The organism is Microbispora sp. ZYX-F-249, assembly GCF_039649665.1.
Classification (GTDB): Bacteria; Actinomycetota; Actinomycetes; order Streptosporangiales; family Streptosporangiaceae; genus Microbispora; species Microbispora maris.
In genome coordinates, this window is sequence record NZ_JBDJAW010000023.1 from 46,415 (window position 1) to 59,623 (window position 13,209).

General features: G+C 67.2%; 14 protein-coding genes. 3 read left to right on the forward strand and 11 right to left on the reverse strand.

The window, feature by feature from the left end:
- Nucleotides 1–60: 60 nt before the first annotated feature.
- The 3 genes from AAH991_RS25240 to ligD (AAH991_RS25250) all read right to left on the reverse strand — a co-directional run bounded on the left by AAH991_RS25240 (nucleotide 61) and on the right by ligD (AAH991_RS25250) (nucleotide 2,149).
- On the reverse strand, nucleotides 61–261 hold the full coding sequence (locus tag AAH991_RS25240; RefSeq protein ID WP_346228383.1) for an Rv3202a family protein: 201 nt from the start codon (nucleotides 259–261) through the stop codon (nucleotides 61–63).
- An 80-nt stretch (nucleotides 262–341) separates the two neighbouring features.
- Nucleotides 342–1,223 carry a non-homologous end-joining DNA ligase gene (gene ligD, locus AAH991_RS25245; RefSeq protein WP_346228384.1) on the reverse strand — a complete coding sequence of 294 codons (882 nt, stop codon included), beginning with the start codon at nucleotides 1,221–1,223 and terminating at the stop codon, nucleotides 342–344.
- Nucleotides 1,220–2,149 carry a non-homologous end-joining DNA ligase gene (gene ligD, locus AAH991_RS25250; protein WP_346228385.1) on the reverse strand — a complete coding sequence of 310 codons (930 nt, stop codon included), beginning with the start codon at nucleotides 2,147–2,149 and terminating at the stop codon, nucleotides 1,220–1,222. Before ligD (AAH991_RS25250) ends, ligD (AAH991_RS25245) begins: the two co-directional genes overlap by 4 nt.
- Nucleotides 2,150–2,253: 104 nt before the next feature.
- On the opposite strand from ligD (AAH991_RS25250), the gene ku reads away from it, so the two are divergent.
- Nucleotides 2,254–3,177 carry a non-homologous end joining protein Ku gene (ku, locus tag AAH991_RS25255; protein ID WP_346228386.1) on the forward strand — a complete coding sequence of 308 codons (924 nt, stop codon included), beginning with the start codon at nucleotides 2,254–2,256 and terminating at the stop codon, nucleotides 3,175–3,177.
- Nucleotides 3,178–3,400: 223 nt separating this feature from the next.
- Here ku and AAH991_RS25260 read toward each other — a convergent pair whose 3' ends face one another.
- From AAH991_RS25260 to AAH991_RS25285, 6 genes are all read right to left on the reverse strand, one after another.
- Nucleotides 3,401–3,706: a hypothetical protein gene (locus AAH991_RS25260; protein ID WP_346228387.1), complete on the reverse strand. Its 306-nt coding sequence runs from the start codon at nucleotides 3,704–3,706 to the stop codon at nucleotides 3,401–3,403.
- Between the two features lie 629 nt (nucleotides 3,707–4,335).
- On the reverse strand, nucleotides 4,336–4,884 hold the full coding sequence (locus AAH991_RS25265) for a hypothetical protein (protein WP_346228388.1): 549 nt from the start codon (nucleotides 4,882–4,884) through the stop codon (nucleotides 4,336–4,338).
- A 727-nt stretch (nucleotides 4,885–5,611) separates the two neighbouring features.
- Nucleotides 5,612–6,142, reverse strand: coding sequence for a hypothetical protein (locus AAH991_RS25270; protein ID WP_346228389.1), 531 nt, complete (start codon nucleotides 6,140–6,142; stop codon nucleotides 5,612–5,614).
- Between the two features lie 706 nt (nucleotides 6,143–6,848).
- Nucleotides 6,849–7,316 (reverse strand): hypothetical protein, encoded by a 468-nt coding sequence (locus AAH991_RS25275; protein ID WP_346228390.1) that lies wholly within the window; start codon nucleotides 7,314–7,316, stop codon nucleotides 6,849–6,851.
- Between the two features lie 748 nt (nucleotides 7,317–8,064).
- The gene (locus tag AAH991_RS25280) at nucleotides 8,065–8,700 is read right to left on the reverse strand and encodes a hypothetical protein (RefSeq protein WP_346228391.1); all 636 of its coding nucleotides are present in this window, start codon (nucleotides 8,698–8,700) and stop codon (nucleotides 8,065–8,067) included.
- Between the two features lie 400 nt (nucleotides 8,701–9,100).
- Nucleotides 9,101–9,712, reverse strand: coding sequence for a hypothetical protein (locus AAH991_RS25285; RefSeq protein ID WP_346228392.1), 612 nt, complete (start codon nucleotides 9,710–9,712; stop codon nucleotides 9,101–9,103).
- A 393-nt stretch (nucleotides 9,713–10,105) separates the two neighbouring features.
- Here AAH991_RS25285 and AAH991_RS25290 point away from each other — a divergent pair, with 393 nt between their 5' ends.
- Both AAH991_RS25290 and moeZ read left to right on the forward strand, forming a co-directional pair.
- On the forward strand, nucleotides 10,106–11,020 hold the full coding sequence (locus AAH991_RS25290; RefSeq protein ID WP_346228393.1) for an alpha/beta hydrolase: 915 nt from the start codon (nucleotides 10,106–10,108) through the stop codon (nucleotides 11,018–11,020).
- Between the two features lie 98 nt (nucleotides 11,021–11,118).
- On the forward strand, nucleotides 11,119–12,297 hold the full coding sequence (gene moeZ, locus AAH991_RS25295) for an adenylyltransferase/sulfurtransferase MoeZ (RefSeq protein ID WP_346228394.1): 1,179 nt from the start codon (nucleotides 11,119–11,121) through the stop codon (nucleotides 12,295–12,297).
- A gap of 88 nt (nucleotides 12,298–12,385) precedes the next feature.
- Here the strand turns inward: moeZ and AAH991_RS25300 are convergent, their stop codons facing one another.
- Entirely contained in the window at nucleotides 12,386–12,697 is a 312-nt protein-coding gene (locus tag AAH991_RS25300; RefSeq protein ID WP_346228395.1) for a winged helix-turn-helix domain-containing protein, read from the reverse strand.
- On the reverse strand, nucleotides 12,697–13,161 hold the full coding sequence (locus AAH991_RS25305; RefSeq protein ID WP_346228396.1) for a hypothetical protein: 465 nt from the start codon (nucleotides 13,159–13,161) through the stop codon (nucleotides 12,697–12,699). Before AAH991_RS25305 ends, AAH991_RS25300 begins: the two co-directional genes overlap by 1 nt.
- Between the last annotated feature and the right edge of the window lie 48 nt (nucleotides 13,162–13,209).

The following is a 13,209-nucleotide window of genomic DNA, read 5'->3' on the forward strand; positions in this document are numbered from 1 at the left end:
GGAAGATGCGCATCGGGGGCTCCCGCCCCGGGGCCTCATCCTACGCGTGGGTAACTCGGGTCAACGATAGTCGTCGTCGTCGAGGTCGACCGTGCGCTCCTGCTCGGCCACGTCGGCCGGGTCGGCGTCGAACGGAACGCGCTCGGGCCAGCGCCGGTCGTCGGGGACCTTGACGAGCTGGTGCTGCTCGACCGCGTCGGCCTCCGGCGCCTCGATCGAGATCTCCTCGACCGTCTCGTCGAGGGGGTCCATCTCGGGCATCTGCGTGTCCTTCCGTTCGAAGGTCGGCTGCGACAGGTCCAACACTACGGCCAGGGCGGCGGCGGAACTAAGCGGCGGGGCTAAGCGGTGAGGGGTACGAACAGGTCACCGTGTTCCGCCACCCGCTCCAGCACGTCGGCAGCGGTGAACACCAGCTGGTCCGGGCTGTCGCACGACTCGACCTCCTCCCACAGCAGGGGAGTGGACGCGGTCGGCCGCCGGGCGGCGCGCAGCGAATAGGGCGCGACGGTCGTCTTGGCCGGGTTGTTCTGGCTCCAGTCGATGAAGACCTTGCCCGGCCGCTCCTTCTTCGCCATCACGCTGGTCACGAACGGATGCTCCGCCTGCATCCGCCGGGCGAGCGTCTTGGCGTACTCGGACGTGCCCGGTCCCCGGTCCCAGGGGACGTAGAGCTGCATGCCCTTCTGCCCGCTGGTCTTGGGAAAGCCGTGCAGGCCGTCGTCCGCCAGGGCCTGCCGCAGCAGGACGGCGACGCGGCAGCAGTCGACGATCGTGGCCGGGGCGCCCGGGTCCAGGTCGAAGACGAGGGTGTCGGGCGGCTGCGGCTCGCCGTCCTTGGCCACCCGCCACATCGGCACGTGGATCTCCAGGGCTGCCAGGTTGGCGTAGTAGACCAGGGTCGGCAGGTCGTCCACGACCGCGAAGTCGATCTCTTCGCGGTTCTTGGTGCTGCCCGGCGCGGGCAGGGTCACCGTACGGACCCAGTCGGGCGTGTGCTCCGGGGTGTTCTTCTCGAAGAAGAACTGGCCTTCGACGCCGTTCGGGTAACGCTTGACCGTGAGCGGGCGCCCCTTCAGGTGCGGCAGCAGGACCGGTGCGATCCGGGTGTAGTAGTCGATCACCTCGGCCTTGGTGAACGCGGTGTCGGGATAGAGGACCTTGTCCAGATTGGTCAGGGCCAGCAGGCGGCCCTCGACCTTCACCCGCACCTTCTCGCTCATTCCTGCTCCTCCCGCCGCACGTCCGCGGGGACCTTGTCGGCACGCACGCCCCGCCACACGGGGTTGCGCAGCCGCCCGTCGCGCGTCCACATCGTGAACGCCACCTCGCCGACCACTTCGGGCCGGACCCATCGGGCGTTCCTGGAGATCTCCCTCGGCAGCCCGTCCGAGAAGGGGCTCTGCCCGATCTCGAGCGGCTCAATCAACCGGAGCAGGTCGCCGAGCGTGGCGTCGGTGAACCCGGTGCCCACGTGGCCGGCGAAGCGGAACTCGGCCGGGGAGGTCCCGGCGTACACGCCGAGCAGGAGCGAACCGACGCCGCCCGCGCGGCGGCCCTTGCCGGGCCGCCAGCCGCCGACGACCACCTCGGCGGTGCGCAGGTTCTTGATTTTGATCCACCAGTCCGCCCTGCGCCCCGGCCGGTACGGCGAGTCGAGGCGCTTGGCGACCACGCCCTCCAGTCCCTGCCGCCTGGTGGCCTCCAGCACGGCCGGTTCACAGGGGAAGCACGGCGGCGCGTCCAGGCCGAGCGAGTCGAGCAGCGCCCGGCGGTCCCGGTACGGCAGGTCGAGCAGCGTGTGCCCGTCGAGATGGAGCAGGTCGAAGGGCAGGTAGGAGACCGGCAGCCGGCCGAGCAGGTGGGCCCCGGCGGGATCGGTGATGTGCATGCGCCTCTGCAGCCGGGCGAAGCTGGGCCGGCCCTCGGGGTCGAAGGCCACCACCTCGCCGTCGACGACCGCCCTGCGGCCGGCGAGCGGCGCCATGGCGGCCGGGATCTCGGGATACCGCGAGGTGAAGTCGGCGCCGTGCCGCCCGGTCACCCGCACGCCGCCGTCGACGTACGCGAGCGCGCGGATGCCGTCCCACTTCACCTCCAGCGCGTACGCCTCGGGGTCGAGGGGGATTTCTCCTGGGATGGCAAGCATCGGCTCGATCGGATACGGCACCGCCATAGTGGGTACCTGCCCATCAGGTAACTCCCTTGAATCCCACCATGGCGTTGTTCGAACACAGAGACGAGAATGTGGCTATGCGCAGCATCTGGAAAGGCGCGATCTCGTTCGGTCTGGTCACCATCCCGGTGAAGCTGTACTCGGCCACCGAACAGAAGGACGTGGCGTTCCACCAGGTGCACCGGGAGGACGGCGGGCGGATCAAGTACAAGCGGGTCTGCTCGGTCGACGGGGAAGAGGTGCCGTACTCCGACATCGCCAAGGGATACGAGCTGGCGACCGGCGAGATGGTCGTGCTGACCGACGAGGACTTCGCCGACCTGCCGCTGACCACCTCCCGCAGGATCGACGTGCTGCAGTTCACCCCCGCGGAGCAGATCGACCCCATCTACTTCGCGAAGTCCTATTACCTGGAGCCGGACGGGCAGGGCGCCAAGCCGTACGTGCTGCTGCGGGACGCGCTGGAGCGGTCCGGACAGGTGGCGGTCGTCAAGGTCGCCCTGCGGCAGCGGGAGTCGCTGGCCGCCCTCCGCGTGCGTGACGGCGTCTTCGTGCTGGAGACCATGCTCTGGCCCGACGAGATCCGCGAGGCCGACTTCGGGTTCCTGGAGGAGGACGTCGACGTACGTCCCCAGGAGCTGAAGATGGCCGAGTCCCTGATCGAGACCATGGTCGCGGACTTCGACCCCACCGAGTACAAGGACGCCTACCGGGAGGCGCTGCAGGAGGTCATCGAGGCCAAGGTGGCCGGCAAGGAGCTCGTCGCCCCCGAGGCCCCCGCGGAGGCCGGCCCCGCCGTCGACCTCATGGCCGCGCTGCGGGCCAGTGTCGAGGCGGCGAAACGGGAGCGTCAGGGCGTCACGGAGACCAAGGCGCCAGGCAGGGCCGCCAAGGCCAAGGCCGCGGCCTCCTCCGGGACCGCCGCCAGGAAGGCCGCGTCGGACGGCGCGGACGAGGAGGAGAAGGCGCCCAAGAAGCGGAAGACCCGCCGGTCCGCGTGAGCCCGCACCTGCTCACAGCTGTTCTGAGGAGCCCCGGCGGATCGATCCGCCGGGGCTTTCTTCACGGTACGGAAGTGGGCGATCCGTACAGGGCCGCGAGCTCTCGGCCGCCCGTTCACCGCCGCCCGATCGCCACGGAGGTGGCGGAGGCGTGATCAGGGCGGGCCCGGACACCGCGGCTTCGCGCTGACGGCCCTGTACGCGTGGGTGTCACCCGTCAGTGTCAGTCGTCGTCGTCGCCGTCGATCTCGATGACGGCGTCACCGGATGCGAAGGCCACGTTCTTCCGGTTGACCTTCTTCTCCTTCTCGTACTTGAGCTTGAAGACGCGGAAGTCGTTGCGGTTGACGGCCGCGTTGCGGCAGCCGCGACCGCGACGTCCGTAGTGGTCACCGTGGCCCCAGTTGCTGGTCATGGTCGGGGTGCCAGGGGCGGCTGCCTGAGCGGCGGTGGCGCTCAGGGCGAGCGCGCCGCCGGCCATTACCGTACTGACCGCCAGACCGGTGATGACGTTCCGGAATTTGGGCATTGAGGTCCTCCTCGAAGGATGGAGTGCCCGAGTACGACATTTCCAGGGTCTGTCGGAAATGTCCGAGCGATGTCCTGTATGTCCGACTATCGCCCGTGGCGTCTTAATTGCCGATGTGGCCTGCCGGCAAACTCGGCCGGAGGGGATTTGGGGCGGGGTTGTGCTGCGATGTGTGGCGTTGAGTGATCGCTGACCTGATCGACGTTCATGTCTGACGTGTCCCGGCGGGACGCGGGGTAGGGGGGCTTCCCGGTCGGCGGCGCGGTGTTCTCAATCCCCGGTTCTCGTGTGCTTCGTCCCTGTCGCGCCGCTGTCCGGGGAGGGCGGCGGCGGGTGTGGGGCGGGCCGGTTCACCCGATGGGAGAGGGGGTGGCGGGGTGGGGACCGGGCGCGCAAAGGTCAGGGCTCCGGCGAGGATCTCGCCGGAGCCCTTATCTCATGCCATCCCGTGGAGGGCGTTTTCAGGCTTCCGCTCGCTCGGCGCGCGGGTGCGCTGAGAACGCCTGGCTGCACTCACCGGCGCCGTCGTTCCCGGCTGGTGGCGGGGAGGGACGCGCGGGCGGCTTGCCCGCTCCTCCCGTCACCCGGCCGGACGGCGCGGTGTCGCGCGAGGTGTCAGTCCTCGCGGATCAGACGTCGTGGTTGGCGTTCTTGTTGTTGTTGTTGAAGCGCTCGCGGTCGTTGCGGTTCCACCAGTCGTTGTTGTTGTGGTCCCACCAGTTCTGGTCGGCCCACCAGTTGTTGTTGAGCCAGTTGAAGTCCTTGTCGTCCTTCTCCTGGAAACCGAAGGCGACATCCTTGGCGACGAGGCCGAAGGCGTCGTGCTGAGACTTGCCGTCCTTGTACAGGTTCTGGCCCCACCAGTTGTTGGTGTCCCACCAGTTGTTCTGGTTGCGGTCGTTGAGGTTGTGGTTCTGGTCGTTGCGCTGCGGGTTGTTGTTGTTGTTCGGGAAGAATGCGTTCGGGAAGTCGTTCCCCTTCTTGTTGTCCTGGGCGATGCCGCCCGTGCTGTCGTCGACGCCGTTGGCCGCGCCGTCCTTGACGATGGGGCTGTCGTTCTTCTTGAAGAAGAAGGGGTTGTCGTCGGCGCTGGCGGCCGTGGCACCCATGGCGACGGCCCCGCCGACGACGGCGGTGCTGAGCGCGAGCCCTGCGAAAATCTTCTTGAGGTTGGGCATTATGGTTCCTCCCTGACAGGATTCGATTTCGAATTGCCCTGCGTCTGTCGGCATTTCCCGTCCGTCTACTGTGGACAGGAATTCCTTCGTGGCTCTTATTGAGCCCTGCTTCCGACGCTAGTGGTGATTTCCTGCCGGACGGCCCGACAAACTGATGCCTGCTGCTTTTAGTTAATGATTAGCTGCGTATAGGCTTGATTCGATGGATAATGCGCCTTATGTAGGGATAGGTACGATTTGCCCCTCTGCTCTGGCCGGGTTCTGACGGTGCGGTGAGCGGAGGCGCCGGCTCACCCGCGCGACGGAGGGACCAGTCCGAGGGAGCGCCGGCCGCCCGTAGGCACTCCCGGGGCGCGCCGGAGAAGGAATGGGCGCGACTGCGGGGCGGAAGTGGGCGGGCGGCGAAGGCCCGGAGGCACGTGGGCGGCCGTGACGACCGTGTGACGGCCGTGACGGCCGTGTGACGGCCGTGGCCGGGAAAAGAGCAGGGCTCCGGCGGAACCTTCCCGCCGGAGCCCTTGGTTGTCACTGTAGGAGGATTGACGGCCGTTCCCGTTCAGGCCGCCGTCGCTCGATGAGCGAGCGGCGGGCCGGTCGAGGAACGTGTCTCCGCATTCAACGGCGCCAGTCCGTGTGCCGGGGTCGGAGACCTCGTGGGAGGTTCTCCGGATCCGTCACCTTCCCGGAGCGGCGCGATCGTCTCGCAGGAGCCGCTGGACCTGCCTTCTCAGTTCACGTGCTCGTTGTTGTTGTTGTTCCACCAGTTGTTGTCGTTGTTGTTCCACCAGTTGTTGTTCTGCCACCAGCCGTTGTTGAACCAGGTGTTGTCCTTGTTCGTCTTGTCCTGGAAGCCGATCGCGACGTCCTTGGCGACGAGCCCGAAGCCGGAGAAGTCGTCGCGCCGGTCGGCGAAGGCGCCCTGGTTCCAGAAGCTCTGGTTGTTCCACCAGTTGTTGTTGTTGTTCTGGTTGAAGTCCTGGTTCTGGTTGTTGCGGTTGAAGTTGTTGTCGTTGTTCGGGCTGAAGAAGACAGGGAAGACGTTCTCCCGATCACCGCGGTCGCCGAAACCCCGGTTGCCCTGAGCGATGCCGCCAGTGCTGTCGTCGACACCGTTGGCCAGGCCGTCCCGGACGATCGGACGGTCGACGTCGCCGGTCCCGGTCGCGGCGCCGGCGGCACCGGCGCCCAGGGCGAGCACGCCGCCGACGGCGGCGGTGCTCAGCGCGAGACCGGCGATGATCTTGTGGAGCTTGGACATGCGTGTCCCCCTTGACAGGATTCAGTATCCCTGAATTTGTTTAGGGCATTTCTTCGAAATGTCCTTCGGGCTCTTGATTGAGCCCTAACTTCCTGTGCTGTCATGATTTCCAGCGAGCTGGCCCGACAAACGGCACTCTAAGCCTTTTGATCACTAGTTAGACTCTTATGAGCTGACTTAGAGGAATTAGAAGAGAAATGTCTCAATTGACCGATTTACGGCGTTGCGTCTCGCGGCTCTGGACGGACACGAAGGCGGCGCCCTGATAGGTGGGGTGTCGTCGGCAGGCACCGTTGCCGTCCGACTCCGGCCGATCCGGAGTCCGGGAGGGGCGGTCCGGCGGGGCCTGTGGTGCCGGCACCCGCGCTCGAGGCCGTCGCCTCGGGCTCCGTGCCGGACGGCGGAACCCGAAGGGTCTTGGGGAGAGGCTCGCGTCCGTATGCGTGGGGTCCGCCGTACCGGGGGAAAAGTCAGGGCTCCGGCGAGAGTCTCGCCGGAGCCCTTGTCTGCTGGATAGAACGGCCGTTCCCGGAGCGTGGAGTGCTCACGGAGCTTGCGACGCCGCGGGAACGTGACTGCGCCTCAGGGCGCCGTTCTCCTGTCGAGGCGGTGGAGTACGGTGTGGCCGGCCGTTTCCGTCATCCTTCACCTCCCAGGATTCCGAGCGGCGCGGTCGTCTTGTGGACCGTTGCCGGCCCCGCCTTTCTCAGTTGCAGAAGTTGTTGTTGCCGTTGTTCCAGTTGTTGCAGTTGTTGTTGTTCCACCAGTTGTTGTTCTGGAACCAGCCGTTGTTGAACCAGTTGCTCTCGCGGTTGGTCTTGTCGCTGAACGCGATCGTGGCGCAGGGGCCGACGATGGCGAAGTTGGAGTCGCTGTCGAGGTTGTCGCAGAACGCGCTCTGGTTCCAGAAGCTCTGGTTGTTCCAGAAGTTGTTGTTCTGGTTGTTGTTGCACCAGTTGTTGTTGTCGCAGTTGTTGTTGAAGCCGTTGCCACAGTTGTTGTTGTTGTTGCCCAGTCCGATGGGAACGAAGTTGTTCTGGGGCGGCATGCCGCCGAGACCGAAGAAGCCGTCTCCGCAGCCGGCGCTCGCGGCCGTGGCGCTCATGGCGATCGCGCCCCCCGCGATCGCGGTGCCGAGTGCGAGGCCGGCGAGAACGTTCTTGAACTTAGGCATTGCTGTCCCCCTTGAAAAGGATTGGAATTCCCCGCATCCTCCGATATTTCTCACTGGAGATTCGAGAGAAATATCTCTATGGCCCCCGTGGGCCGGGTTCCTGCGATACGTTGATGTCCGACGTGCGAGCCCGACAAACGCGCCTCTGTAGCCTTTGATCTGCTATTAGAGCTTTATGGCGGGACTTAGAGTAATAAAGGGCGACTTGTCCAGGAATGTCCGATTTGTTGAGTCGGACGTCCGGCGGTCACGTGGAATGGCCAGGGGCGTCCGGGCGGACATGCCCGGCAGGCGTCACGGGCGGGGCGCCGGGAGGATGGGGAGCCGGCCTGGTGTGCCTCGTGAGGAGTGCCGTCGCGCGAGCTTCTGCGAAGCCCTGTCGAGGGCACGTGGAGGGCCGCGGAGGGCCGTGCAGGGCACGAGAAGGCCTGACGGCACGGCCGACGCGTGCCGACCGCGTCGTCCGGCGGGAGCGGGCCGCTTGAGGCGGCCGTACGCGATTCGGAGGGAGTCGCGACATGGCCGTGCGGGGCCGGCGGAAGCGTGCCGCACGTCCGCGTGCGGCGTCACACGGACGCCGGGGCGGCGGAGGCGGCGAATCTCTGCGCAACGAGAAGCGCCCGTGCTCGCGGGAGCCGCGGAGACGGTCCACGGTCGGCGAGCACGGGCGCCCTTCAGTCGACCCCCGGGCCTGTCACCGGGTGTCAGCGCAGCCGGTCACCCGGCAACGTTCACGGGATGCCCGCGATCAGGGCACGTAGAAGCCGGAGGCGTCGGAGCCGGAACCGTAGCCGTCCCGGTCGTACATCCCGTGGTGCTTCTTCTTGTCCTTGTCCTTGATGTCGGCGTCGACGTCGATGTCGACATCCTTGGTCTTGGCCTGCGGGTTGATCTCGGTGGCCGTGTTCGTGCGCGGGTCGGCCTGCGAGGCCTGGTCCTGCCAGGGCCGGTTGTGCAGCTGGTTGTAGTCGCTGGTGTTGGTGTACGGAATCGTGGAGTTCTGCGACCACTGGGAGTTCCACGGAACCGCGGCGGAGCCGTTCGACGACTTCTGGAACGGCGTGAGCACGAGCGTGAAGTCACGCAGCAGGAACTGGCTCTGGTTCTCCGACTGACGAGCGTGCTGCCACTCGTGGTTCTTGTTCTTGTTCTTGTTCTTGTTCTTGTTACGGCCCTTCTGCCCCTGGGCCTGCCGGTTGGTGTTGTAGTTGCGGTTGTAGGTCGGCCGGACGTAGCGGACGCCGCCGGACGGAGCGGGAACGTACCCGCCCATGACGGTCGCTGCGCTGGCCGTGCCGGCGGTGGCGCCGCCGAGCGCGATGGCCGCGCCGCTCAGCGCGGTGCCGAGGGCGAGAAGCCCGGCGATGTTCTTCAACGCGGACATTTGGGTGTTTCTCCTCTGAATATCGCGACCCCGGCCCGGTCCCGTTGGGGGACCGGAGCGGGTGGTAGTGGTTCGGCGCCGTCGTGTGTGACGCGGCGCGATGCGTTCGCTCGCACCGGCGGTCCTCTCCTCGAACACGCCACCGGTGCTCTGCTTCCTCAACTGCTCGTTCGACCGCGGGACGGAGCGGCGGAAGGGTGGCGCCGGCGCCGTGTCTCACGGTCGTCCGGTCGCCGCCCGTCCCGCAGGGCGGTGTCCGCCGCTCCGGTCTCGCGTGTTTCTTCCGTCGCTCGCGCACTCCGGCTCAGGCGAGGCCGCCGGTCACGAGTACGGGTGGCCGCGGGTTGCCGCGTCACCCGCCGTGGCCGGGACGTTCATGAGGCCGTTTGTGCGGATCCGATCACTCCGCGATAACCTGCGGGCGGTCGTAGCCGCGGTCGTAGCCGCCGTCGTAGCCCTTCTTCTTCTCCTTCTCCACGTCGACGTCGATGTCCGCGTCGATGTCCTTCTTCTTGATGCGCGGGTTGACCTCGGTGGCCGTGTTCGTCTTCGGCTGGGCCAGGGACTCCTGGTCCTGACGCGGGTTGTTGAACTGGTCGCTGTAGCTGTTCGTACGCGTGTACGGGTACGACTGCGTGTTGCCGTACTGCCAGTTGTACGGAAGCGCCCGCGCGTCGGTGTCCGTCTTCTGGAACGGCGTGAGGACGAGCGTGAAGTCACGCAGCAGGAACTGGTTCTGGGCCTGGTTCTGCCGCTCGTGCTGCCACTGCTTGGTCTTGTTCTTGTTCTTGTTCTTGTTGCCGTTCAGGGCCTTGTTCTTCTGCCGCTGCCCATTCCGGTTGCGGTTGTAGTTCACGTAGGGGTAGTAGCCACCGCCGCCGCCCACGTAGCCACCCATCACGGTGGCCGCGTTCGCGCTGCCGGCGGCGACAGCGGTGCCCACGGTGACGGCACCGCCGGTGAGCGCGGCGCTGATCGCGAGGATCCCGACCAGGTTGTTGAACTTGGGCATTTCATGTCCTCCTTGAAGGATTGTTGCCCCGACACTCCGGCGTTTTCCAAGTCGTTCGGAAAATGCCCTTACTGATGACCCTTGGTGGATCATCCCTGCATTGTCTTGTTTTCCTCACCGTCCGAGTGACAAACGGCGATCAGCGGCTTTTGCCATTCACTTATCGCTTTATTGGCATCGTTGACACCGGTAGCATCGCATTGGTCCGAATTGTGATTCCTATCCGCATTTCGAAATGTCCGAATAGGGGTGATATTGGCCCTATGTCGCTCTCGCCGATCGGGGCGAACCCGGATGATCGATCTCGTGCCCCCGGGGTAGCGGGAGTGCCCGCCGAGGTGACGTACGGGCGGGGTTATGGTCGAGAAACGCGAGGCGAACAGGGGAGGACGCGTGGGTGTCGAGCCGATTCCACCGTGGCCCGGCAGGCTCATCGAGCTGGGGGACGCGCGCATCCATGTGCGGACGACCCCGGAGGGGCCGCCGGAGACCGCCGTATACGTGCACGGACTGGCGGGCTCGGCGACCAACTGGACCGACCTCATGGGCGCGCTCGCCGACGATGTGCGGGGCGTCGCCGTCGACCTGCCCGGGGCGGGGCACTCCCCGGAGCCGGCGGACGGCGACTATTCGGTCCCCGCCCATGCCGGAGCGGTGGTCCGTCTGGTGGAGGCCCTGGGGGAGGGGCCCGTCCACCTTCTCGGCAATTCCATGGGCGGCGCGGTCTCGGTCAGGGTCGCGGCCACACGGCCCGACCTCGTCAGGTCGCTGACGCTGGTCTCGCCGGCGCTGCCCGACCTGCTGCCGAGATACGGCCCGGCCAGGATCGCGATGTCGGCCGCCCCGCGGCTGGGCGAGCTGGCCGCCCGCTGGCTCAGCGCGCTGCCGCCGGAGCGGCGCATCCAGGCGACGCTCAGCATGTGCTACGCCGACGTCGGGCGGGTCCACCCGGAGCGGCTGCGCGAGGCGGTCGAGGAACTGCGCCGCCGCGACAGGCTGCCGCACGCGGGGGCGGCCATGGTGGGCTGTGCCCGCGCGATCGTGCGGGAGTACTTCCGCCTGGGCCCGGACAACCTCTGGCGGCAGGCCGAGCGGGTCTCCGCGCCCACCCTCGTCGTGTACGGCCTGCGCGACCGGCTGGTCCACGCCCGCATGGCGCACCGGGCCGGACGGGTCTTCCGTGACGTGCGCCTGGTCACACTTCCGCACGCCGGTCACGTGGCGCAGATGGAGTATCCCGAGCTCGTGGCCCGGGAGGCGCGACGCCTGCTGGCCTACACCAGGGAATCTCTGCGCCGAACAGCCTGATTGGGGAATGCGGGGCCACCCCGGTTAAGTTGTGAGAAGAGCTTGTGATGGGCCCATGGAGCCGAGCGCGACATTGGCACGAAAACGGGAGTGGAACTGTGTCGTTGCCACCGCTGGTAGAGCCGGCAGCAGAGCTGACGGTTGACGAGGTGCGCCGCTACTCGCGCCACCTGATCATCCCCGACGTCGGCATGGCGGGTCAGAAGCGCCTGAAGAACGCCAAGGTGCTGTGTGTGGGCGCGGGCGGCCTGGGCTCTCCCGCGCTGCTGTACCTGGCCGCGGCCGGGGTCGGGACGCTCGGCATCGTCGACTTCGACGTCGTGGACGAGTCGAACCTGCAGCGCCAGGTGATCCACGGACAGTCGGACGTGGGCCGCCTGAAGGCCGAGTCCGCCGCCGCGAGCGTGCGCGAGATCAACCCGCTGGTCAACGTCATCATTCACAACGTCGCTCTCACGACCGACAACGTGATGGACATCTTCTCCGGCTACGACCTCATCGTGGACGGCACGGACAACTTCGCCACCCGCTACATGGTCAACGACGCGGCGGTGCTGCTGGGCAAGCCGTACGTGTGGGGGTCCATCTACCGGTTCGACGGGCAGGCCAGCGTCTTCTGGGCCGAGCACGGTCCCTGCTACCGCTGCCTCTACCCCGAGCCCCCGCCGCCCGGCATGGTCCCGAGCTGCGCCGAGGGCGGCGTCCTCGGCGTGCTGTGCGCGTCGATCGGCTCCATCCAGGTGAACGAGGCCATCAAGGTCATCACCGGCGTCGGCGAGCCGCTCGTCGGCCGCCTGATGATCTACGACGCCCTCGAGATGAAGTACCGGGACGTCAAGGTCCGCAAGGACCCCGAGTGCCCGCTGTGCGGCAAGAACCCGTCGATCACCGAGCTGATCGACTACGAGGCGTTCTGCGGCACGCTCTCGGACGAGGCGCAGCAGGCCGCCGCGGGCAGCACGATCACCGCGGGCGAGCTCGAGGCGATGCGCGAGCGGGGTGAGGAGATCATGCTCATCGACGTCCGCGAGCCGAACGAGTACAAGATCGTCAACATCCCCGGCGCCGTGCTGATCCCCAAGGGCGAGTTCCTCAACGGCTCGGCCCTGGAGCGGCTGCCGCAGGACAAGAAGATCGTGCTGCACTGCAAGTCGGGCGCCCGCTCGGCCGAGGTCCTCGCGGTCCTCAAGAACGCCTGCTTCTCCGACGCCGTCCACGTGGGCGGCGGCGTGCTGAGCTGGATCAAGACGGTCGACCCCAGCCTGCCGACCTACTGACGCGGAACCGACGACGGCCGCCGCCTCCTGCCGGGGCGGCGGCCGTCGTCGTGGCGCCCTATCCGTGTCCGCCCTACTCGTGTCCGCCCTACTCGTGTCCGCCCGGCACGACCGTGAGGCCGCTGGGCGCGACGATGCGCTGCAGGTTCTCGACGTACGCGGTGAACGCCGCTCGCCCCTCGTCCGTGAGCTTGAACCACGTCTTGGGCCGCTTGCCCACGTAGCCCTTGCGTACGGTGACGTACCCGGCGGCCTCGAGCGCGCTGCCGTGCTTGGACAGGACGGAGTCGCTGACGCCGACGGTGTCGCGGACGAACGCGAACTCCGCCTCCTCGGCCGCCGCGAGCAGCGAGACGATCTGCAGCCGGGTCGGCGCGTGGATGACCGGATCGAGATCCATCAGCGGTTCTCGATCCCGCGGGCGAGCAGCGCGGAGACCCAGCGCCCGACGAAGGGCCCGGTGACGAGCTGGAACGCCGTCATGGCGAGGCCGCCATAGGTGCGGGCGTAGGCCACCTCGGCCGCGCCCAGGCCGAAGGCGACGGCCAGGCAGATCCCGATGCTCAGGAGAAGCCAGACGGCGAAGACCCCGAGGGCGTCCGCGCGCATCAGGCTGCGGTGGGCCGTCATCGTGCGAGTCCGGATGAAGACGGCGATCAGCGCCCCCATGCCGGCGCACAGCAGGACACTCGTGATCACCGTCACCGGAACGGGCGTGCCCGGCTCGGTGACGAACTGCACACCGGTCACGAACAGCCCGACCCCGACGCCGTACCAGGCCGGGAACCAGGGCTGGGACCTGACGGCCTTCGCCTGGGTCTGCCGGATCGTCGCCAGGCTACGCGCCGCTTCCTCGGGGTTCATGGGGGCTCCTCTCGCCGCTCTTTCCATTATGGAAAGTACTTTCCTCTT

What these genes read in the sequence shown, in the direction of transcription:
- AAH991_RS25240 (WP_346228383.1), bottom strand. Translation starts at nt 261, where the DNA reads ATGCCCGAGATGGACCCCCTCGACGAGACGGTCGAGGAGATCTCGATC.
- ligD (WP_346228384.1), bottom strand. Translation starts at nt 1,223, where the DNA reads ATGAGCGAGAAGGTGCGGGTGAAGGTCGAGGGCCGCCTGCTGGCCCTG.
- ligD (WP_346228385.1), bottom strand. Translation starts at nt 2,149, where the DNA reads ATGCTTGCCATCCCAGGAGAAATCCCCCTCGACCCCGAGGCGTACGCG.
- ku (WP_346228386.1), top strand. Translation starts at nt 2,254, where the DNA reads ATGCGCAGCATCTGGAAAGGCGCGATCTCGTTCGGTCTGGTCACCATC.
- AAH991_RS25260 (WP_346228387.1), bottom strand. Translation starts at nt 3,706, where the DNA reads ATGCCCAAATTCCGGAACGTCATCACCGGTCTGGCGGTCAGTACGGTA.
- AAH991_RS25265 (WP_346228388.1), bottom strand. Translation starts at nt 4,884, where the DNA reads ATGCCCAACCTCAAGAAGATTTTCGCAGGGCTCGCGCTCAGCACCGCC.
- AAH991_RS25270 (WP_346228389.1), bottom strand. Translation starts at nt 6,142, where the DNA reads ATGTCCAAGCTCCACAAGATCATCGCCGGTCTCGCGCTGAGCACCGCC.
- AAH991_RS25275 (WP_346228390.1), bottom strand. Translation starts at nt 7,316, where the DNA reads ATGCCTAAGTTCAAGAACGTTCTCGCCGGCCTCGCACTCGGCACCGCG.
- AAH991_RS25280 (WP_346228391.1), bottom strand. Translation starts at nt 8,700, where the DNA reads ATGTCCGCGTTGAAGAACATCGCCGGGCTTCTCGCCCTCGGCACCGCG.
- AAH991_RS25285 (WP_346228392.1), bottom strand. Translation starts at nt 9,712, where the DNA reads ATGCCCAAGTTCAACAACCTGGTCGGGATCCTCGCGATCAGCGCCGCG.
- AAH991_RS25300 (WP_346228395.1), bottom strand. Translation starts at nt 12,697, where the DNA reads ATGGATCTCGATCCGGTCATCCACGCGCCGACCCGGCTGCAGATCGTC.
- AAH991_RS25305 (WP_346228396.1), bottom strand. Translation starts at nt 13,161, where the DNA reads ATGAACCCCGAGGAAGCGGCGCGTAGCCTGGCGACGATCCGGCAGACC.